This is a genomic window from Pseudomonas sp. 57B-090624 (assembly GCF_003234055.1).
GTDB classification, from domain to species: domain Bacteria; phylum Pseudomonadota; class Gammaproteobacteria; order Pseudomonadales; family Pseudomonadaceae; genus Metapseudomonas; species Metapseudomonas tohonis.
This window is the reverse complement of sequence record NZ_QKRU01000006.1, coordinates 87,952-107,383: the sequence shown is the minus strand read 5'-3', so window position 1 is coordinate 107,383 and position 19,432 is coordinate 87,952. Positions and strand designations below refer to the sequence as shown.

General features: G+C 70.1%; 8 protein-coding genes and 1 pseudogene. 3 read left to right on the top strand and 6 right to left on the bottom strand.

Going from position 1 to position 19,432, the window contains the following annotated elements; translation table 11 throughout:
• Entirely contained in the window at positions 1 to 174 is a 174-nt protein-coding gene (locus tag DMX10_RS32750; protein WP_158545573.1) for a hypothetical protein, read from the top strand.
• The gene (locus tag DMX10_RS04510) at positions 171 to 908 is read left to right on the top strand and encodes an ABC transporter substrate-binding protein (protein ID WP_111259986.1); all 738 of its coding nucleotides are present in this window, start codon (positions 171 to 173) and stop codon (positions 906 to 908) included. The genes DMX10_RS32750 and DMX10_RS04510 overlap by 4 nt, the downstream gene beginning before the upstream one ends.
• A 214-nt stretch (positions 909 to 1,122) precedes the next feature.
• Here DMX10_RS04510 and DMX10_RS33535 read toward each other — a convergent pair whose 3' ends face one another.
• From DMX10_RS33535 to DMX10_RS04490, 5 genes and pseudogenes are all read right to left on the bottom strand, one after another.
• Positions 1,123 to 1,887, bottom strand: a complete 765-nt coding sequence (locus DMX10_RS33535; protein ID WP_371850563.1) for a methyl-accepting chemotaxis protein — start codon at positions 1,885 to 1,887, stop codon at positions 1,123 to 1,125.
• 93 nt (positions 1,888 to 1,980) lie between these two features.
• Positions 1,981 to 2,985 (bottom strand): annotated as a pseudogene (locus DMX10_RS33530) (cache domain-containing protein); the annotation flags it as partial.
• Positions 2,986 to 3,256: 271 nt separating this feature from the next.
• Positions 3,257 to 16,279 (bottom strand): non-ribosomal peptide synthase/polyketide synthase, encoded by a 13,023-nt coding sequence (locus DMX10_RS04500; RefSeq protein ID WP_111259984.1) that lies wholly within the window; start codon positions 16,277 to 16,279, stop codon positions 3,257 to 3,259.
• Positions 16,280 to 16,363: 84 nt separating this feature from the next.
• On the bottom strand, positions 16,364 to 17,122 hold the full coding sequence (locus DMX10_RS04495; protein ID WP_111259983.1) for a thioesterase II family protein: 759 nt from the start codon (positions 17,120 to 17,122) through the stop codon (positions 16,364 to 16,366).
• 1 nt (position 17,123) lies between these two features.
• Positions 17,124 to 17,342, bottom strand: coding sequence for an MbtH family protein (locus DMX10_RS04490; RefSeq protein ID WP_044404743.1), 219 nt, complete (start codon positions 17,340 to 17,342; stop codon positions 17,124 to 17,126).
• 312 nt (positions 17,343 to 17,654) lie between these two features.
• Here DMX10_RS04490 and DMX10_RS04485 point away from each other — a divergent pair, with 312 nt between their 5' ends.
• Positions 17,655 to 18,233 (top strand): RNA polymerase factor sigma-70, encoded by a 579-nt coding sequence (locus DMX10_RS04485; RefSeq protein WP_111259982.1) that lies wholly within the window; start codon positions 17,655 to 17,657, stop codon positions 18,231 to 18,233.
• 154 nt (positions 18,234 to 18,387) lie between these two features.
• Here the strand turns inward: DMX10_RS04485 and DMX10_RS04480 are convergent, their stop codons facing one another.
• On the bottom strand, positions 18,388 to 19,386 hold the full coding sequence (locus tag DMX10_RS04480) for a GNAT family N-acetyltransferase (protein WP_111259981.1): 999 nt from the start codon (positions 19,384 to 19,386) through the stop codon (positions 18,388 to 18,390).
• Between the last annotated feature and the right edge of the window lie 46 nt (positions 19,387 to 19,432).

Sequence of the window (19,432 nt, the reverse complement as noted above, 5' to 3'; positions counted from 1 at the left end):
ATGGACCGCAAAGGCAACCGGCTGTCGCTGGTCCACGAGCTGGACGTCTTCCGCTACAAACGCGGGGAGGAGAAGCAGATGATCGAGCCGACCTGGGCTCCGTGGTGCTCGACCACGTCAAGTGACGCCGCTCCCGCTACGCTGAACCCGAGCGTTTTCGAGACCGTGTCATGAAAGGCCTTTTCACCCGTTTGCTGCTGTACGCCGCGTTCGCTGCCAAGCCCCTGGGGGCCACCGAGCTGCGCATGCTCACCGACAACCACCCGCCCCTGCATTTCGAGCGCGATGGCGAGCTGGAGGGCTTCGACGTCGACCTGCTGCACGCGATCGCCGAGGAAACCGGCGACAGGCTCCAGCTGGAGCGAGTACCGCTGTTGCGTGCCCTGGTGATCGCCCGCGAAAGCCCGGACGTGGCCGTCTTCACCATCCTGCGCACCCCGGAGCGCGAGGCCGACTACCAACTGGTCGGCCCGCTGCTGGAGGTCGAGACCGCACTCTACGCCCACGCCGACCACACCCCCGCCATCACCAGCCTGGACGAGGCGCGCAAGGTGCAGCGCATCGCCGCCCCGCGCAAGTGGCTGGTCTATCGCCGCCTGCAGGAGATGGGCTTCGCCAACCTCTACGGCGTCGACACGCCCAAACAGATGATGCGCCTGCTGCGCCTGGGCCGAACCGACCTGGTGGCCGCCGACACCCTCAGCGTCGACACCCTGGCCCGCGAGGAAGGCCTCGCCCCGCAGCAACTGCGCTACACCGCGCCGGTGATGCACCAGGGCAGCTATATCGCCTTCTCCCGACAGACCGACGCCAGCATCGTCGCCCGCTGGCAGCAGGCGCTGGAGACGATGCGGGCGAATGGACGGCTGGTGGCGCTGGAGAGGAAGTGGCTGGGTGGGGGCAGGTAAAGGTGGCCATTACGACCTCTTCACCCAGGCCATGAGGACATCAAGACACGCGATCCTTTCGCCGACTTGTTATCTCTCTGGTGAAGGAAGGCCGCTGCCGTCATGCATGGAAAGCATTGCGTGGCAGCAACGGCCAGACATTACCCACCAGGACGTATGCACAAACACGCTCCAGGCGTGATTCCCTGCATCACACCCCAGCGGTACCACCCCATCAAATCCTGAACGTATCCACCAGCTGCTTGAGCCGGCTGACCTGCTGATCCAGCTCGGTACAGGCCTTCAGGCTCGCTTGCAGGTTGTGCACGCCGTCCTGGTTGAGGACGTTGATCTCGGTGATGTCCATGTTCAGGCTTTCGATCACCGAGGTCTGTTCCTCGGTGGCGGTGGCTACGGACTGGTTCATGCCGTCGATCTCGCCGATGCGGCGGGTGACACCGCGCAGGTTCTCGCCGGCCTGGCCGCCGATGCGCACGCTGTCGTCGCTGAAGTGGCGGCTTTCGCCCATGGTCGCCACGGCGTCGCGGGCGCCGGTCTGCAGCTGTTCGATCATCTGCTGGATCTCCAGCGCCGAACTCTGGGTGCGCTGGGCCAGGTTGCGCACTTCGTCGGCCACCACGGCGAAGCCGCGACCCGCCTCGCCGGCGCGGGCGGCTTCGATGGCGGCGTTGAGTGCCAGCAGGTTGGTCTGCTCGGAGATGCCCTTGATCACGTCGAGGATCTGACCGATGTCGTTGCTCTTCTGGCTGAGCACTTCGATGTGGTTGCTGGACGCCTGGATCTTCTCCGACAGCTCGCCCATCGCCACCAGGGTGCGCTCGACCATGCCCTGCCCTTCCTCGGCGTCGCGGCGGGCGTCGCTGGCCTGTTCCGAGGCGTCGGCGGCGTTGCGGGCGATCTCCTGGGCGGCAGCGCCCAGTTCGTTGATGGCGGCGGCCACGCTGTCGGTGCGGGCGGCCTGTTCGCTGGAGTTGGTCATGGAGGCGTTCGATGCCTGCACCACGGTGCTCACCCGCTCGTGCACCTCGCGCGTGGCGGAGGCCACTTCGCGGATGGATTTGTGGATGCGCTCGACGAAGCGGTTGAAGGCATCGGCCAGCTCGCCGAACTCGTCACGGGAGTCGATCGACAGGCGCTGGGTCAGGTCGCCCTCACCCTCGGCGATGCCGCTCATGGCGTGGCTCATCACGTGCAGCGGGCGCAGCAGGATGCGGATCAGCCCGCCCAGCAGCAGGAGGATGGCGACCACGCCGATGATGGTGGACATCAGGGCGGAAACGCGGAACTCCTGCAGGGCGGCGAAGGCCTTGGACTCGTCGACGGACAGGCCCACGTACCAGCGCACCCCGGTCAGCCCTTCCACCGGCAGGAAGGTCACGATCCGCGCCTCGCCGTTGCGGTCGTTCACGCTCTGCAGGGCGGACTCCAGGCGCGGCGCGGTGCCGGCGAACAGGTCCGGCAGCTTCTTCAGAACCAGCTGCTGGTCGGGGTGGACCAGCACCGTGCCCTTGTCGTCCACCAGGAAGGCGTAGCCCATGCCGCCCAGGTCGAAGGAGTTGAGGATCTCGTCGACCGTCTTCAGCTTGAGGTCACCGCCGACGACGCCCTGCAGGGCGCCCGAGGCGTTCACCGGGCGGGTGATGGTGATCAGCAGGCCGTCGCGCGGGTCGGCGGCCAGGTAGGGCTCGGTCAGGCCGGGGCCGCTGGTCTGCGCCGCCTGCTTGTACCAGGGCCGCTGGCGCGGGTCGTAGCCGGCGGGCAGTTCGCTGGGCGGGAACTGGGTATAGGTGCCGCTCGCCTGGCCGTAGTACGCATAGAGGAAGGCGGCGGCGATGCTGCGGTGCTGCAGGCTCTTGGCCAACGCCGCCTCGCTGGCGTCGTCCTCGATGGATTCGGCCAGGTTCTCCAGCAATTGCATGCGGCCCACCAGCCAGTGCTGGATGTTGCCCGTGGAGACCTGGCCCACATCGTTGAGGTAGTTGGCAAGGTTCTGGCGGATGGCGTTCCGCTGCAGGTAGTCGTTGTACAGCGCGAAGGACGCGAAGGCAGCGATCACCACCAGGGAGGCTGCCACCATGATCTTGTGGCTGAATTTCAGGGTTCGCATGGAGGAACTCGCTCAAAAAGGTGCAAAGGCATGAGGTGGCCACAGGCGTTGTCGGCCCGGTCGGCAATGGACCGGACACGAACGCTGGGCCGTCCTCTGGTATCGGCGGCGGCGGGTTCTACTTAAGTAGGTTTTTCAGGCCTTTATGTGCGTGCGTTCAGGGATTGGGTGAAATGCCGCTGCGCCACCCCCTGCAGCCGGGGCACGCGGAGCCCTCCCCGCTCCGCGTGCGCCGCTTTCGTTACAGCATCTCCAGCCTGGCCATCAGGTCCTCCAGCCGTGCGGCCTTCTCCTCGGTGACGACGCTGCCTTCCAGCGACTCGATGTAGCTCGCCAGCTCCTCCACCGTGCTGCACTCGAACATGGCCCGCAGGGGCACGTTGCGTTGCAGGGTCTTCTGCACGCGGGAGGCGATCTGGGTGGCGAGCAGGGAGTGCCCTCCGAGTTCGAAGAAGTTGTCGCGCACGCCGACCCGCTCGGCCTTGAGCACCTCGGCCCAGATGCCGGCCAGGGTGGCTTCCAGTTCGCTGCGCGGGGCCAGGTAGTCCTGGGCCTGCAGCGGGCCGAATTCCAGGGGCGGCAGGGCCTTGCGGTCGAGCTTGCCATTGGCGTTCAGCGGCAGGCGCTCGAGCACGAGCCAGTGCAGCGGCACCATGTAGTCCGGCAGGTCGCCACGTAGCTGCTGCTTGATGGCTTCGAACCAGGCGCCCTCTTCCGCCAGGCGGCTGGCCGGCGAGGCGGCGCGGGCGAAGCGCTCGGCCTCGCGCGGCACCAGGTAGCCCACCAGGTACTTGCCGGTGGGGCCTTCCTGCACACTGACGGCGGCGTCGCGCACGTCCGGCCGCTCGAACAGGCGGGCTTCGATCTCGCCCAGCTCGATGCGGTAGCCACGGATCTTCACCTGGTGGTCGACACGGCCGACGTACTCCAGCACGCCGTCGGCGCGGCGGCGGGCCAGGTCGCCGGTGCGATACAGGCGCTCGCCCGGCGCGCCGAAGGGGTTGGGCACGAAGGCCTGGGCGGTACGCAGCGGGTCGCCGACGTAGCCACGGCCGACGCCGGTACCGGCGACGCAGAGTTCGCCCACGGCGCCCAGGGGCGCCAGCTCGAAGGCGTCGTCCAGCAGGTACAGGCGGTTGTTGTCGGTGGGGCTGCCGATGGGCAGGTAGGTGCCCTCGGTGGAGGCCGCGTCGACGCGGAAGAAGGCCACGTCATCCGAGCACTCGGCCGGGCCGTAGGCGTTGACCAGCCCCACCTGCGGGTAGCGCTCCAGCCACTGGCGCGCCAGCTCCGGCGGCATGGCCTCGCCGGTGGGCAGCATCCAGCGCAGGGCACCGAGTGCGGCGTGCTCCTCGGCGAGCATGCCCTGGATCAGCGACGGCACGCTCTCCAGCACGGTGATGCCGCGCTCGCGCACATGGGCCAGCAACGCCTGCGGGTCGTGGGCGATGGCGTTGGGGACGATCTCGACGCAGCCACCGAACAAGGGCGCGGCGAGGAACTGCCAGACCGAGATGTCGAAGCTCTGCGAGGCGGTCTGGGCGATCACGTCCGCCTCGGTCAGCGCCAGGTACGGCACCTTGCTCAGCTGGTTGTTGAGCATGCCGGCCTGCTCGACCATCACGCCCTTGGGCAGGCCGGTGGAGCCGGAGGTGTAGATCACGTAGGCGAGGTTCTCAGGGCCGCTGTGGATGCCCGGGTCCTGTTCCGGCCAGGCGCCTTGCAGCACGTCCTCCCACACCAGCAGGCGCGGACGCTGGCCGCAGCCGAGCTCCTCCAGCAGCAGCATGGCCTGGTCGCGACAGGCACGGGTGGCCACCAGCGCCGGGGCGCGACTGAGTTCGAGGATGCGCGTCAGGCGCGGGGTGGGCAGCGCCGGGTCCAGCGGCAGGTAGCCGGCGCCAGCCTTGAAGGTGCCGACCATCATGCCCAGCAGGTCGAGCCCGCGCTCCCCCAGCAGCGCCACCGGCTGGTCGAGGCCGACGCCGGCGGTGCCCAGGGCGTGGCCCAGGCGGTTGGCGTGGCGGTTCAGCTCGGCGTAGCTCCACTGGCGGTCGAGGCAGCGGGCGGCGATGCGCTGCGGGTGCGCGGCGACGCGGGCCTCGAACAGGCGCACGTAGCCCTGCTCCAGCGGGTAGTCGCGGGCGCTCTGGTTAACGCCATCAAGCAGCAGCTCGCGCTCGGCATCGCCCAGCAGCGGCAGCGCGCTCATGTCGCCTTCGATGCGCTCGCCCAGGGCCAGCAGCAGGCGCTTGAACTCGCCTAGCAGGCGGTCGATGGTCGCTTCCTCGAAGTAGCGCTGGTCATAGGACAGGTGCAAGCCCAGGTCATCCCCCGGGTAGCAAACCACGGTGAGCGGGAAGTTGGTGTGGGTGCGGCCGGAATCCGAGCTGGCCGAGAGGCTCTGCGCACGGTCCAGCACCGCGACTTCCACCGGCGCGTTCTCGAACACGAAGAGGCTGTCGAACAGCGGCTGGCCCTTGGGCAGCTCGCTGCATTCCTGGATCGCCACCAGCGGCAGGTACTCGTGCTCGCGCAGCTCCAGGTTGCTGGCCAGCAGCCCCTGCAACCAGTCACGCACGCCCAGGCGCTGGCCCGGTGCGGGCAGCTTCACCCGCAGGGCGATGCTGTTGATGAACAGGCCGACGGTGCGCTGCATCTCCGGCAGGCCCACCGGGCGCCCGGCCACGGTGACGCCGAAGACCAGGTCGCGCTCGCCGCTGTAGCGCGCCAGCACCAGGGCCCAGGCGGCCTGGGCCAGGGTGTTGACGGTGAGCTGGTGACGCTGCGCCAGCTCCCGCAGGCGGGCGCCATCGGTGGCGTCCAGGCGGGTGATGCGGTCGCCCACCTGCATGCCGCCGCTGTCGTTGGCGTGCTCGCGGAGGATCGGCCGGTCGCTCGGCAGGTGCGTGGTGCGCTCGAAGCCCGCCAGGTTGCCCTGCCACCAGGCGCGGGCCTGGCCCAGGTCCTGGCGCTGCAGCCAGCCGATGTAGTCGCGGTAGCGCGGCGCCAGGGGCAGCTGCGGCTCGCGGCCCTCGCCCAGGGCGGCGTAGACCTCGAAGAAGTCGCTCATCAGCAGGCCACGGCACCAGGCGTCGATGAGGATGTGGTGGTTGCTCATCATGAACCAGTAGCGCGCCTCGCCCAGGCGGATCAGGCGCAGGTGGAAGGGCGGCTGGTGCAGCAGGTCGAAGCCGGCCTCGCGCTCGGTGCGGTGCAGCGCCTGCAGGCGCTCCTCGTGGCCCTCCTCGGGCAGGTCGCTCCAGTCCAGCACGTCCACCTCGGTGGCGCCGGGCTTGTGGATGACCTGCAGCATGGTTTCGCCGGCGTTCCACACGAAGGAGGCGCGCAGCGCCTCGTGCCGCGCCACCACCGCGCGCCAGGCGCGGGTGAAGCGCTCCACGTCCAGCGCGCTGTTGATGCGGTAGCGGTCCTGCATGTAGTAGATGCCGGTGCCCGGCTCCAGCAGGGTGTGCAGCAGCAGGCCTTCCTGCATCGGCGTGAGCGGGTAGATGTCGTCGATGGCGGCGGCCGGCACCGGCAGCTGGTCGATCTGCTCCTGGCTCAGGTGCGCCAGGGGGAAGTCCGACGGCGTCGGGCCACCGGCGCCCTCCTCCAGGCAATGGGCGATGAGCGCCTGCAGCTCGGCGATGAAGGCTTCGCCCAGGCCCTGCACCGTGGCGCGGTCGTAGCGCGCCTGGCTGTAGGTCCAGTTGAGCAGCAGCTCGCCGCCGAACACCTGGCCGTCCACGCTCAGCCAGTTGGGCAGCGTGGCGTCGGCGTCGTGGGCCGGGCCCGCGCTCTCTTCCAGCGGGCGCAGCAGCGCGCCCTCGGCGAAGCTGCCGTCGAACTGGCCCAGGTAGTTGAAGGTGATGCGCGCCGGCGGCAGCGCGGCCATGGCGGCGCGGGTGGCCGGGTCGGCCAGGTGGCGCAGCACGCCGTAACCCAGGCCCTTGTGAGGCACCTGGCGCAGCTGTTCCTTGATCGCCTTGACGGCAGCGCCGAGCCCTTCGGCCGGCGCCAGGCGCAGCGCGTAGGCGCTGGTGAACCAGCCGACGGTGCGGCTCAGGTCGATGTCGTCGAACAGCGGCTCGCGGCCGTGGCCTTCCAGTTGCACGAGCACCGAATCACGCGCGGCCCAGCGGCACAGCACGCGGGCCAGGGCGGTGAGCAGCAGGTCGTCGACGCGGGTGCGGTAGGCGGCGGGCGCCTGTTGCAGCAGTTGGCGGGTGCGCTCGGCGTCCAGGCGCAGGGTGATGCGCTGGGCGTCGCGCTCCAGGTCCTGTTCGGCGTCGCGGTCGCAGGGCAGCGGCGCGTCCTGGCCGCCGAGCTGCGCCTGCCACCAGCCCAGCTCTTCACGCAGCGGCTCGCTGCCGGCGTAGGCCGCCAGGCGTTCGCCCCAGTGTTTGAAGGCGCTGGTACGCGCCGGCAGCACCAGGGGTTGCCCGGCCTGCAGTTGGCGATAGGCGGTTTGCAGGTCGTCCAGCAGCACGCGCCAGGAGACGCCGTCCACCACCAGGTGGTGGATGGCCAGCAGCAGCTTCTGGCGACCGTCCGGGCCTTCCAGCAGCAGGGCACGCAGCAGCGGGCCCTGGGCTAGGTCGAGGCTGCGCTGGGCATCGGCCAGCAGGGTTTCCGCCTCGGTGGAATCAGCGACCTGCGCTTGCCACAGCAGGCCGTCGGCCTCGCTGGCGGATGCACGGTGTTCGGCGTGCCAGGCATCGCCGTCGCGGGTGAAGGACAGGCGCAGGGCGTCGTGGTGCTGCACCAGGCTCTGCAGGGCCTGCTCCAGGTGGGCGGCGTCCAGGCGTTCGCCGGCTTCCAGCAGCAGCGACTGGTTCCAGTGGGCGACGTTCTCCGGCGCCTGCTGGAAGAACCAATGCTGGATGGGCGTCAGCGGCATGCTGCCGGTCACCGGGCCCTGGTCCACCTGGGTCAGCGCCTCGCGGCTGGCGACGGCGGCCAGGGTCTGCACCGTCTGGTGCTGGAACAGGTCGCGCGGGCTGAAGTGGATGCCCTGCTGGCGCGCACGGCTGACCACCTGGATGGAGAGGATGGAGTCGCCACCCAGTTCGAAGAAGTTGTCGGTGAGCCCGACCTGCTCGACGTTGAGTACCTCGCGCCAGATGGCCGCCAGGCTCTGCTCCAGCTCGCTGGTCGGTGCCAGGTACTGCTGGCGGTTGTGCTCCGGGTCCGGTGCGGGCAGCGCACGGCGGTCGAGCTTGCCGTTGGGGGTCAGCGGCAGGCTGGCGAGCAGCACCAGATGCGCAGGCACCATGTGCTCCGGCAACTGGGTACGCAGGTGCGCCTTGAGGGTTTCGCGCAGCGCGTGTTGCGCATCGGCGCCCTCTTCCGCCGCCGCGCAGGCGATATAGCCGGCCAGCTGCTTGCCGCTGGGGCTGTCCAGGGCCAGCACCACAGTGTCGCGCACCGCCGGGTGTTCCAGCAGGCGCGCTTCGATCTCGCCCAGCTCGATGCGGAAGCCGCGCACCTTCACCTGCTGGTCGATGCGGCCGAGGTATTCCAGCTGGCCGTCGTCGCGCTGGCGCACGAGATCGCCCGTGCGGTACAGGCGCCCGCCATCGGTGGCGAAGGGGTTGGGCACGAAGCGCTCGGCGGTGAGGCCCGGGCGCTGGTGGTAGCCACGGGCAAGGCCGGCGCCGCCGACATAGAGCTCGCCGATCGCACCCGGGGGCACCAGGGCGAGATCAGCGTCGAGGATGCAGGCCACCCGCGCGCCGACCATGCGGCCGATGGGCACGCTGGCGGCGCCCTCCTCCAGCTGCGCCGGGGCCAGGGCGGCCAGGGGCATCACCACCGTCTCGGTGGGGCCGTAGGCGTTGAAGAAGGCCTGGGGCGCGAAGCCCGCGCGGATGCGTTGCAGGTGCTCGGCGGTCAGCGCCTCGCCCCCGGTGATCACCAGGCGCACCGGCAGGGTTTCGCCCCGCGCGCCGAGCCACTGGGCCAGCTGGCTGCCGTAGCTGGGGGTGAAGCCGAGGATGGTGACGCCCTGCTCGCGGATCAGCTGGCAGATGTCCTCGGCGCCCCACTGGCCCTGGGCGCGCAGCACCAGACGCGCGCCGCACAGCAGCGGCGTCAGCAGGCGCTCGCTGGCGGCGTCGAAGTTGATGGAATAGAAGTGCAGCTCGCAGTCGTCGGCGCGCATGCCGAAGCGGCGGATCACCGCCTGGCAGTGCATGGCGATCTCGCCGTGGCTGACCGCCACGCCCTTGGGCTTGCCGGTGGAGCCGGAGGTGTAGATGAGGTACGCCTGGTGCTGCGGCCGTGTGAGGTCCACCGGCGCGCTGGCGGGGTAAGCGGCCAGCGCGGCTTCGTCCTCTTCCAGGCACCAGCGGCCGACGCCGGCCGGCAGCTCGCCGAGGGTGTCGAACAGCGCGGCCTGGCCCAGCAGCAGGACGATGCCGCTGTCCTCGATCATGTAGTGCAGGCGTTCGGTGGGGTATTCCGGGTCCAGCGGCACGTAGGCGCCGCCGGCCTTGAGGATGGCCAGCAGGCCGACCACCATCGCCGCCGAACGCTCCAGGGCCAGGCCGACGCGCACCTCGGGGCCGACGCCGCGCTCGCGCAGCAGGTGGGCCAGGCGGTTGGCGCGGGCGTCCAGGGTGGCGTAGTCGAGGGTTTCGCCGGCGAAGATCAGCGCCGGTGCCGTGGGCGTGCGCGCGGCCTGCTCGGCGAAGAGATGATGGATGCTGCCATCGAGGCGGTGCTCGCCGGGCTCCTCGCTGAGGCTTTCGAGCTGCGCCAGGCGCTCGTCGTCACTCAGCAGCGGCAGTTCGGCGAGGCGCTGTTCGGGGTCGCCCAGCAGCGCTTCCAGCAGGTTGCACAGGTGGGTGGCCATGCGCGCGATGCGCGGCTCGTCGAACAGGTCGGAGCTGTAGGTGAAGCAGCAGCCGAGGCGATGGTCGAGGTCGGTGACTTCCAGGTTGAGGTCGAACTTGGTGGCGCGGGCGTCGTTGGCGATGTACTCGACCTTCATGCCCGCCAGCTCGCGGGTCTGCTGGAACTCCCAGCGCTGCACGTTGCACATCACCTGGAACAGCGGGTTGTAGGCACTGCTGCGCGGCGGTTGCAGGGCCTCGACGAGCTGGTCGAAGGGCAGGTCCTGGTGCGACTGGCCCTCGATCACGGTGTGGCGCACCTGCTCCAGCAGCGCGGCGACGCTCATCTGCCCGTCGAGCTGGCAACGCAGCACCTGGGTGTTGAGGAAGGCGCCGATCAGCCCCTCGCTTTCCGGGCGGATGCGGTTGGCCACCGGCGCGCCGATGCGCAAGTCCTGCTGGCCGCTGTAGCGGTGCAGCAGCACGGCCAGGGTGGCGGTCATGGTCATGAACAGGGTCAGGCCGTTGGCCGCGTTGAAGGCGCGCACGCGCTCGGCCAGTGCGGCCGGCAGGTCGAAGCGGTACAGCTCGCCCCGGTGGCTCTGGGCCGGCGGGCGTGGGCGGTCCGTCGGCAGCTCCAGCAGCGGGTGCTCGTGGCCCAGCTGGGCCGTCCAGTAGTCCAGCTGGCGCTGGCGCTCGCCGCCTTCCAGCCACTGGCGCTGCCAGGCACTGTAGTCGAGGTACTGCACGGGCAAGGGCGCCAGGGGCGATTCGCGGTCGTCGAGGAAGGCCTCGTAGAGCGCGCCCAGCTCGCGGGCGAAGATGTCCATCGCCCAGCCTTCGGTGACGATGTGGTGCAGGGTCACCACCAGGTGGTGCTCGCGCTCGCCGCCCTTGACCATCACCACCCGCAGCAGCGGGCCGGTCTCCAGGTCGAAGGGCCGGTGGGCCTCGTCATCGGCCAGCGCCTGCAGGCGCGCCTGGCGGGTGTCGGCATCCAGGGCGGAGAAATCCTCCCAGCCCATCACCAGGGACGATTGCTCGGCCACCTGCTGGCGCGGCACGCCGTTCTCGCTGGGGAAGGTGGTGCGCAGGGTCTCGTGGCGCTGCACCAGGGCCTGCAAGGCGGCCTCGAAGCGGGCCACGTCCAGCGGGCCGCTGAGGCGCGCCAGGCCGCCGACGTTGTAGGCGGGGCTGTCCGGCTCCAGCTGCCAGAGGAACCACATGCGCTGCTGGGAATAGGACACCGGCACCGGGCGGCTGCGGTCGACGCGGGCAATCACGCCCTGGCTGTCCACCTGGCCGCTGGCCTGGATGCGCGCCACTTCGGCGCAGAAACCGGCCAGGGTGCTGGCCTCGAACAGCGCGCGCAGCGGCAGCTCGACATCGCAGGCCTGGCGGGTGCGGGAGACGATCTGGGTGGCCAGCAGCGAGTGGCCGCCCAGGGCGAAGAAGTCGTCGTCCAGGCCGATGCGCTGGATGCCCAGCACCTCGCGCCAGATGGCGGCGACCCGTCGCTCCAGCTCAGTGGCCGGCTCGCGGTGCTCGGCCTGCTGCCAGGCGGGCTCGGGCAGTGCGCGGCGGTCCAGCTTGCCGCTGGGGCCGACCGGCAGTGCCTGCAGGCGCATCAGCTGCGCCGGCACCATGTACTCCGGCAGCTCGTCACGCAGGGCCTGCAGCAGGCGCTCGGTCTGCCGGGCTTCATCTTCGGCAGCGCCATTGGCGCAGTAGTAGCCCACCAGGCGCGGGCCGCCGGGGCCGTCGCGCAGCACCACCACGGCCTGACCGACACCCGGCTGGGCCAGCAGGCGGGCACGGATCTCCTCGGGCTCGACGCGGAAGCCGCGCAGCTTGACCTGGCTGTCGAGGCGGCCGAGGTAGTCCAGCGCGCCATCGGTGCCCCAGCGGGCACGGTCACCGGTGCGGTACAGGCGTGCGCCCGGTTCGCCGAAGGGGTCGGGTACGAAGCGTTCGGCGGTCAGCGCCGCGCGGCCCAGGTAGCCACGGGCCAAGCCCGCGCCACCGATGCACAGCTCGCCCGGCACACCGACCGGCAGCGCCGAGAGTTCGGCATCCAGTACGTGGCAGAGGACATTGCCCAGGGGCTGGCCGATGGGCGAGCGCTCGCCGTCATCACTGCGGCATTGCCAGTGGGTGACGTTGATCGCGGTTTCGGTGGGGCCGTAGCGGTTGTCCAGGCGTACCGCCGGCAGACGCTGCAGCACCCGGTCGCGCAGGACCGCGGGCAGCGCCTCGCCACCGGAGAACAGGCGGCGCAGGGAGGTGCATTCGCCAACCCCCTCCTCCTCGATGAACAGCTGCAGCAGCGGCGGCACGAAGTGCAGCGTGGTCACGCCGTGCTCGCGCACCAGCTGCACCAGGCGGCGCGGGTCGCGGTGCTCGCCGGGGGCGGCCAGCACCAGGCGTGCCTCGGTGATCAGCGGCCAGAAGCATTCCCAGACGGAGACGTCGAAGCTCACCGGCGCCTTCTGCAGCAGCACGTCGCTGGCATCCAGGCGGTACTGCGCCTGCATCCAGGCCAGGCGTTCGACCAGGGCGGCGTGGGTGTTGCCGACGCCCTTGGGCTGGCCGGTGGAGCCGGAGGTGTAGATGACGTAGGCGAGGTTATCGCCGTGCACACCGGAGGTCGGCGCGCGCTCGGGCCAGCCGCCCTCCTCGCGGTCCAGGGCGATGGCGCTGACGCCGTCGTGGATGGGCAGGCGCTCCACCAGGTGCGATTGGGTCAGCAGCAGGCGCGCGCCGCAGTCCTGCAGCATGTAGGCGATGCGTTCGCGGGGGTAGTCGACGTCCAGCGGTACATAGGCGCCGCCGGCCTTGATGATGGCCAGCAGGCCGACCAGCAGTTCGGGCGAGCGCTCGGCGGCGATGGCCACCGGCACGTCGGGGCCGACGCCGAGGGCTTGCAGGCGGTGGGCCAGGCGGTTGGCGCGACGGTGCAGCGTGGCGCTGTCCAGTTGCCCCTCGGCCCAGTGCAGCACGATGCGCTGCGGGGTGGCGGCAGCCTGCCGTTCCAGCAGCTCGGGCAGCCAGCGGCTGGCGGCGGGTTGTGGTGCGCGGGCCCAGCCGGCCAGTTGGCTGCGCTCGGCCTCGTCCAGCAATTGGATATCGCCCAGGGCCCGCTCAGGTTGCTCGACCACCTGGCGCAGCAGGCTGACGAAGCGCTCGGCCAGGCGGCGCACGCTGCCGGCGTCGAACAGTTCGGTGGCGTAGTCGAAGGCCAGGGTCAGGCGGCCACGGGCGTCTTCCTCGCTGTGCAGCTGCAGGTCGAACTTGGCCTCGCGGCTGTGCCAGGGCAGCTCGTCGGCGAGCAGGCCCGGCAGGCGGCGCAGCGCCGAAAGGTCGCGCTGCTGGTGGTTGAACATGACCTGGAACGGCTCGCCGCCGAGGGCGTCCACCAGCCGGTCGAAGGGCAGGTCCTGGTGCGCCTGGGCGCCAAGGGTGGCTTCGCGGGCCAGGGCCAGCAGTGCGCTGAAGGTGCGGCGGCCGTCGAGCTGGCCACGCAGCACCAGGGTGTTGATGAAGAAGCCGACCAGGCCCTGGGTTTCCAGGCGCTGGCGGTTGGCGCCGGGCACGCCGATGCGGATGTCCGCCTGCCCGCTGAGGCGGAACAGCAGGCCCTGGAAGGCCGCCAACAGGACCATGAACAGGGTCGAATGCTCGGCCTGGGCCAGCGCGCGCAGGGCCTTGGCCAGGTCGTCGTCCAGGCGCAGGCTGTGTCGCGCGGCGCCGTGGCTGCGCTGGGCGGCGCGCGGGCGGTCGGTGGGCAGTTGCAGGGCCGGGGCTTCGTCGCCCAGTTGCTCGCGCCACCAGGCCAGTTGGCGCTCGGCCTCGCCTTCGGCCAGCCACTGGCGCTGCCAGGCGGCGAAGTCGGCGTAGCCCAGGGGCAAGGGCGCCAGGTCCGCCGCCGGGCCGCCACAGGCGGCGCCGTAGAGGCGGGAGAATTCGTCCAGCAGCAGGTTCAGCGACCAGCCGTCAGCGACTATGTGGTGCAGGGTCAGCCACAGCTGGTGCTGCTCATCGTCCAGGCGCACCAGGGTCAGGCGCAGCAGCGGGCCCTGCTCCAGGTCGAAGGGCGCCTGGGCTTCCTCTTCGCGCAGCTGGGCGGCACGGGCGTCGCGCTCGGCGCCGTCGAGGTGGCTGAGGTCGAGGCGCGAGAGGCTCAGTTCCTGGGACGGCAGGATGCGTTGCAGGGCGACGCCGTCCCGTTCGAGGAAGCGCGTGCGCAGCGCCTCATGGCGCTGCACCAGTTGCTGGAAGCTGCGCAGCACGGCGCCTTCGTCCAGCTCACCCCGCAGGCGCAGGCCGCCAGGGATGTTGTAGGCGGCGCTCTGCGGGTCCAGCTGCCAGAGGAACCAGAGGCGGTTCTGTGCGGGCGATTGCGGCAGGTCCTGGTTGCGCGGCAGGCGCGGGATGGCGCCCTGGCGAGGTGCACCGGCGGCCTGCTGGGCCTGCACGGCGGCGGTGAATTCGGCCAGGGAGCGGGCTTCGAAGAGCTGGCGCAGTTCCAGCTCCAGGCCCAGTTCGTCGCGCAGGCGCGCCATGACCTGGGCGGCGCCGATGGAGTTGCCGCCAATCAGGAAGAAGCTGTCGTCGGCGTGCACCGCCGGCACCTGCAGCTGTTCGGCCCAGAGGGCGGCGATGCGCTGTTGCAGGTCACCGACCGCCTCGTTGCTGGCAACCGGCGTGGCGCTGGCGGCGGCATCGGGGAAGCTGGCGTAGGCGTCGAGGCTGCCGTCTTCCAGGCCGCTGCGGCAGGCGGAGCGTTGCAGCTTGCCGCTGGAGGTCTTGGGCAGCGCGCCGGGGTTGAGCAGCACCACCACGCGCGGCGCCTCCTGGCAGGCGTCGGCCACGGCCTGGCGGATCATGCGGATCAGGGTTTCCGGTGCGTGGGCCTTCTGCACGCTGCGGCCGATCTCCACGGCGATGCCGATGCCCTCCTCGCCGTCTTGCTCCACGGCGAAGGCGGCGACGCGACCCTTGCGCACCAGCGCCACCTCGGTTTCGACGGTGCGCTCGATGTCCTGCGGGTAGAGGTTGTGGCCACGGACGATGAGCATGTCCTTGAGGCGGCCGCTGACGAACAGCTCGCCGTCGCGCTTGAAGCCCAGGTCGCCGGTGCGCAGCCAACTGGTGCCCTCGCGGTCGACGAAGGCCTTGGCGGTGGCTTCAGGGTTGCGCCAGTAGCCGTGGGCGATGCTCGGCCCTCTGGCCCAGATCTCGCCCACCTGGTTCTCGCCGAGTGCGGCGCCGGTGGCCGGCTCGACGATCATCACGCCGTGCTCGGGCTGGCCGAAGCCACAGCTCAGCAGCAGGCTGTCGGCGCCCGGTTCGATGCGGTTCTGCGCCAGCGCGGCGCCGTCCACGCCAAGGGCGGGAATGCCCTGGCCACGCACGCCGCCGGTGACGAACAGGGTGGCCTCGGCCAGGCCGTAGCAGGCGAGGAAGCTGGCGGCGTCGAAGCCACAGGCGGCGAACTGGCCGGCGAAGCGTTCGAGGCTGTCCTGGCGGATCGGCTCGGAGCCGGAGAAGGCCACGCGCCAGCCGCTGAGGTCCAGCCGCGCCAGGGCCGCGGCGCTGACCCGCTCGCAGCACAGGCGGTAGGCGAAGTCGGGGCCGCCGCTGACGGTACCGCCGTACTGGGCGATGGCTTCCAGCCAGCGCACCGGGCGTTCGAGGAAGTAGCGCGGCGACATGAGCACGCAGGGCACGCCGCTGAAGATGGGTTGCAGCAGGCCGCCGATCAGGCCCATGTCGTGGTAGAGCGGCAGCCAGCTGACGATCACGTCATCGGCACCGATGCCGAAGCCGCGACGGATCAGCAGCTCGTTGGCCACCAGGTTGCCGTGGCTCACCTGCACGCCCTTGGGCAGCGAGGTGGAGCCGGAGGTGTATTGCAGGAAGGCGATGTCGTCGGCGGCCAGCACCGGCTCGCACCAGGCGTCGGCCAGCGCGTCCTGCAGGTCTTCGACGCAGAGCAGCGCCGGGCCGGCAGTGCCCAGGTCGGTGCTCAGCTGCTGCAGGGGTTCGCGCAGGGCGGCGCTGGTCAGCACCAGGGCCGGCTCGGCGTCGTCGATGATCGACAGCAGGCGCAGCTGGTGATGGCGGCGTGCGGACTCCGGCGGGTAGGCGGGCACGGCGATGACGCCGGCGTAGAGGCAGCCGAAGAACGCGGCGACGTAATCGGGGCCACTGTCGAACAGAAGCACCGCGCGGTCGCCGAACTCCGCTTCCGCCTGCAGGGCGGCGGCGATCACCCGGGCGCGCCGGTCCAGCTCCCGGTAGCTGATGACCACGCTGTCGCCCTCGCCTTCGAGAAAGCGCAGGGCGAGGCGTTCCGGCTGTTCGGCAGCGCGGCGCTGCAGGGCCTGGACCAGGGTGCTGGGGAGTTCGAAGGCGTCCATCATGTTGTCGTCCTGCCTGATGCGGCTTGAATTCGGGGTTCGTTGAAGCGAAGGGGCGCGCCCGGCACGACGGCCGCGCCGGGCGGCTCAGCCGGCCGCCAGCGGAACCTGGCGCGAGGTGCGGGCGTGCAGGCGCAGCAGGTGCTGCTCGGCGTAACGCTTGAGGGTGCGCAGCACGGCGGCCTCCTGTTGCTGGAGGAAGAAGTGGTGACCCTCGAACAGGTCGAGGGAGAAGCCGGTGGCGGTCTCGTCCTGCCAGTCCAGCAGCTCATCCACGCGCAACTCGTCGGCCTTGCCGCCGAGCACATGGATGGGCGCCTGCAACGGCTCGCGCCGGCGGTAGGCGTAGCTGCCGGCGACGAGGAAGTCGGCGCGCAGGATGGGCAGCGTCAGGCGCAGCAGCTCCTCGTTGGCGAGGGCCTCCTCGGGGGTGCCCTGGAGGCTGCGCAGCCTGGCGATCAGCTCGGCGTCGCTCTTGGCTTCGCGGTAGTCATCGACATTGCGCCGGGCCGGGCCGGCGGTGGCCGAGGGGAACAGCGCCAGGGGCTCGGGCAGCCCCTTCTCGCGCAGGGCGTGGGCCAGCTCGAAGGCGAGCAGCCCGCCAAGGCTGTGGCCGAACAGCGCGTAGGGCTGCTGCACCTGGGGCGCGACCTCGCGGGCGAGCTGCGCCACCAGCGTGTCGAGGCGGGTGTGCAGCGGCTCGTCCATGCGCATGCCGCGCCCCGGCAGTTCCAGCGGCTGCACCACCAGCCAGGCGGGCAGGATGCGCCGCCAGCGGTTGTAGGTCATGGCGCTGGCGCCGGAATACGGCAGGCAGAACAGACGCAGGCTGATCGGCGCGCTCACCTCAGGCCACCCCTTCGGCCTGTTCCATCTGCTTGCGCAGGCTCAGCGGGCGCATGTCGGTCCAGTGCTCCTCGATGTACGCCAGGCACTCCTGCTTCAGTCCGCTCTTGCCGGCGGCGCGCCAGCCGGCGGGGATGGCCTTGTAGTCCGGCCAGATCGAGTACTGCTCCTCGTGGTTGATGACCACCTGGAACACCACGTCATCACGATCGAACACCATGTCTGTCTCCTGTCTGCGAAACCCATGCAGCGGGGCCACCTGCCCGCGCTTTCACAGAGGAGAACGGATGGAGCACGAAAATAATTAGCGGATCGCCCCGCCCCGGAACCGCGCTGCGCCGTTGATCGGAAGCGCCGACGCAGAGCGGCGCTGCAACAGAGCTGAAGCCTGCCCGTGATCTCCTGCAGAAAGTCGAATATTAATTATCCATCGCATTTGACAATGATTATCATTGGACATAATTTGTTACCCCGCTGAACAGGCCGCCCCCTTCCCGGCGCCCTCTGCCTCCCCAAGCGCAAGGTGATTTCCATGACGGATCAACTGTCCACAAGCAGGTGCGATTCACCCTTACTCCAGGCATTCATCGATAACCGCTCGATCCTCGTGAAGATCGCCGCGCGTATCACCGGATGCCGTTCCCGCGCCGAGGATGTGGTGCAGGATGCGTTCTTCAGGCTGCATTCGGCCCCGCAGATCACCTCGTCGTTCAAGGCGCAGCTCAGCTACCTGTTCCAGATCGTGCGCAACCTGGCCATCGACCACTACCGCAAGCAGGCCCTGGAGCAGAAATATTCCGGCACCGAGGAGGAGGGCCTCAACGTGGTGGTGACCCTGGGGGCTTCGCCCGAGGCTTCGCACATCAACTACGCGACCCTCGAACACATCGCCGATGCCCTGGCCGAACTGCCGGCGCGCACCCGCTACGCCTTCGAGATGTACCGCCTGCACGGCGTGCCGCAGAAGGACATCGCCAAGGAGCTGGGCGTCTCCCCGACCCTGGTGAACTTCATGATTCGCGATGCCCTGGTGCATTGCCGCAAGGTGACCCGCGCCGAAGCCGAGAAGGCCGCCGGCAACGATGGGGAACGCCGCGAAAAATCCGCCTGATCCCCTCCCCCGTTTTCCGCCCCGGGCGCGACTCGTGCCCGGGGCAAATCTCTAACCGGTAGCCCGGACTTCAGTCCGGGGATTTCCTCGACGCGGGTCCCGGGCTGAAGCCCGGGCTGAAGCCCGGGCTACCCATTGAGAGCGCGGTTCGGCCTCAGGCCAGCACGCAATGTTCGAAGAAGCGTTCGCGGCCGATGGCCATGAGCGCGGCGCGCTTGTGCGGGAAGTCGAATTCCTTCTCCCGGTAGTAACCCAGGCTCTGCATGTGGCCGATCATCCGCGCGTTGTCGGCACGGGGTTCGGCCACCACGCGGCGGGTACGCGGGTCGTCGAGGAACAGGAAGTGGGTCAGCGCCGCCAGCCAGCTGGCCACCTTGTGCGGGCCACGATGGCTCTCCTCGCCCACCAGCATGTGGATGCCGCGGTCGTAGTCGTCCACCGCATAGAACGGCGCGATGCGGTCTTCCTTGGCCCAGTAGGCTTCGAAGTAGGCGAAGGGCTGGTCGTCGAAGCAGCCGATCAGGGTCAGCGCATGGGGGTCGTCGTGCAGCTTCTGCAGGTAGGCGCGATGCTGGTCGAGGTCGCCGCCCTCCTGCCAGAACGCCAGCACGCGGGGCGAGTTCTGCCAGCGGTTGAAGCGCTCCAGGTCACTGTCGATATCCAGCGCGCGCAGGGAGATCCAACTGCCCAGGCGCGCATCGAAACGACGGTAGAGCTCGCCGGTGGGCTTGGGCGGGCGCTGCGGGTGACGCTTGCCGTCGCTGATGACCATGCGCTCCGGGTAAGGACTGGCAGCAGTGATCCAGGGTGCCGGCAGTTGCCAGAACTGGCCGCGCTCGCAGCGGTACTCCCCTGCCCCGGCCGCCACCAGCAGGCCGCTGGCCAGGGCCTCGGCGGGCACCTGGGGCAGTTGCCAGTGCAGGCGCTGGCAGGCCGGGTCACGGGCCAGCAACCAGTAGCAGGCGGCGTGCAGGGCCTGCGCGGAAGGCTGGGCGCCGAGCACCTGCAGGCGCGGTTCGGCGCCGCGCTGCAGCGCCAGGTCGATCAGCGGCTGGCCATCGAGGGTCAGGTGCAGGCGGGTATCGGTTTCGTCGGCACCGAGGCTCTGCCCACCGGGCAGCGGGAGGTTCGACAGGAGGGGATGCTGGGACATGGGCGGCTCGCGAAGTGGGAGGTCTGTGCAACAGATGACGTCGGGG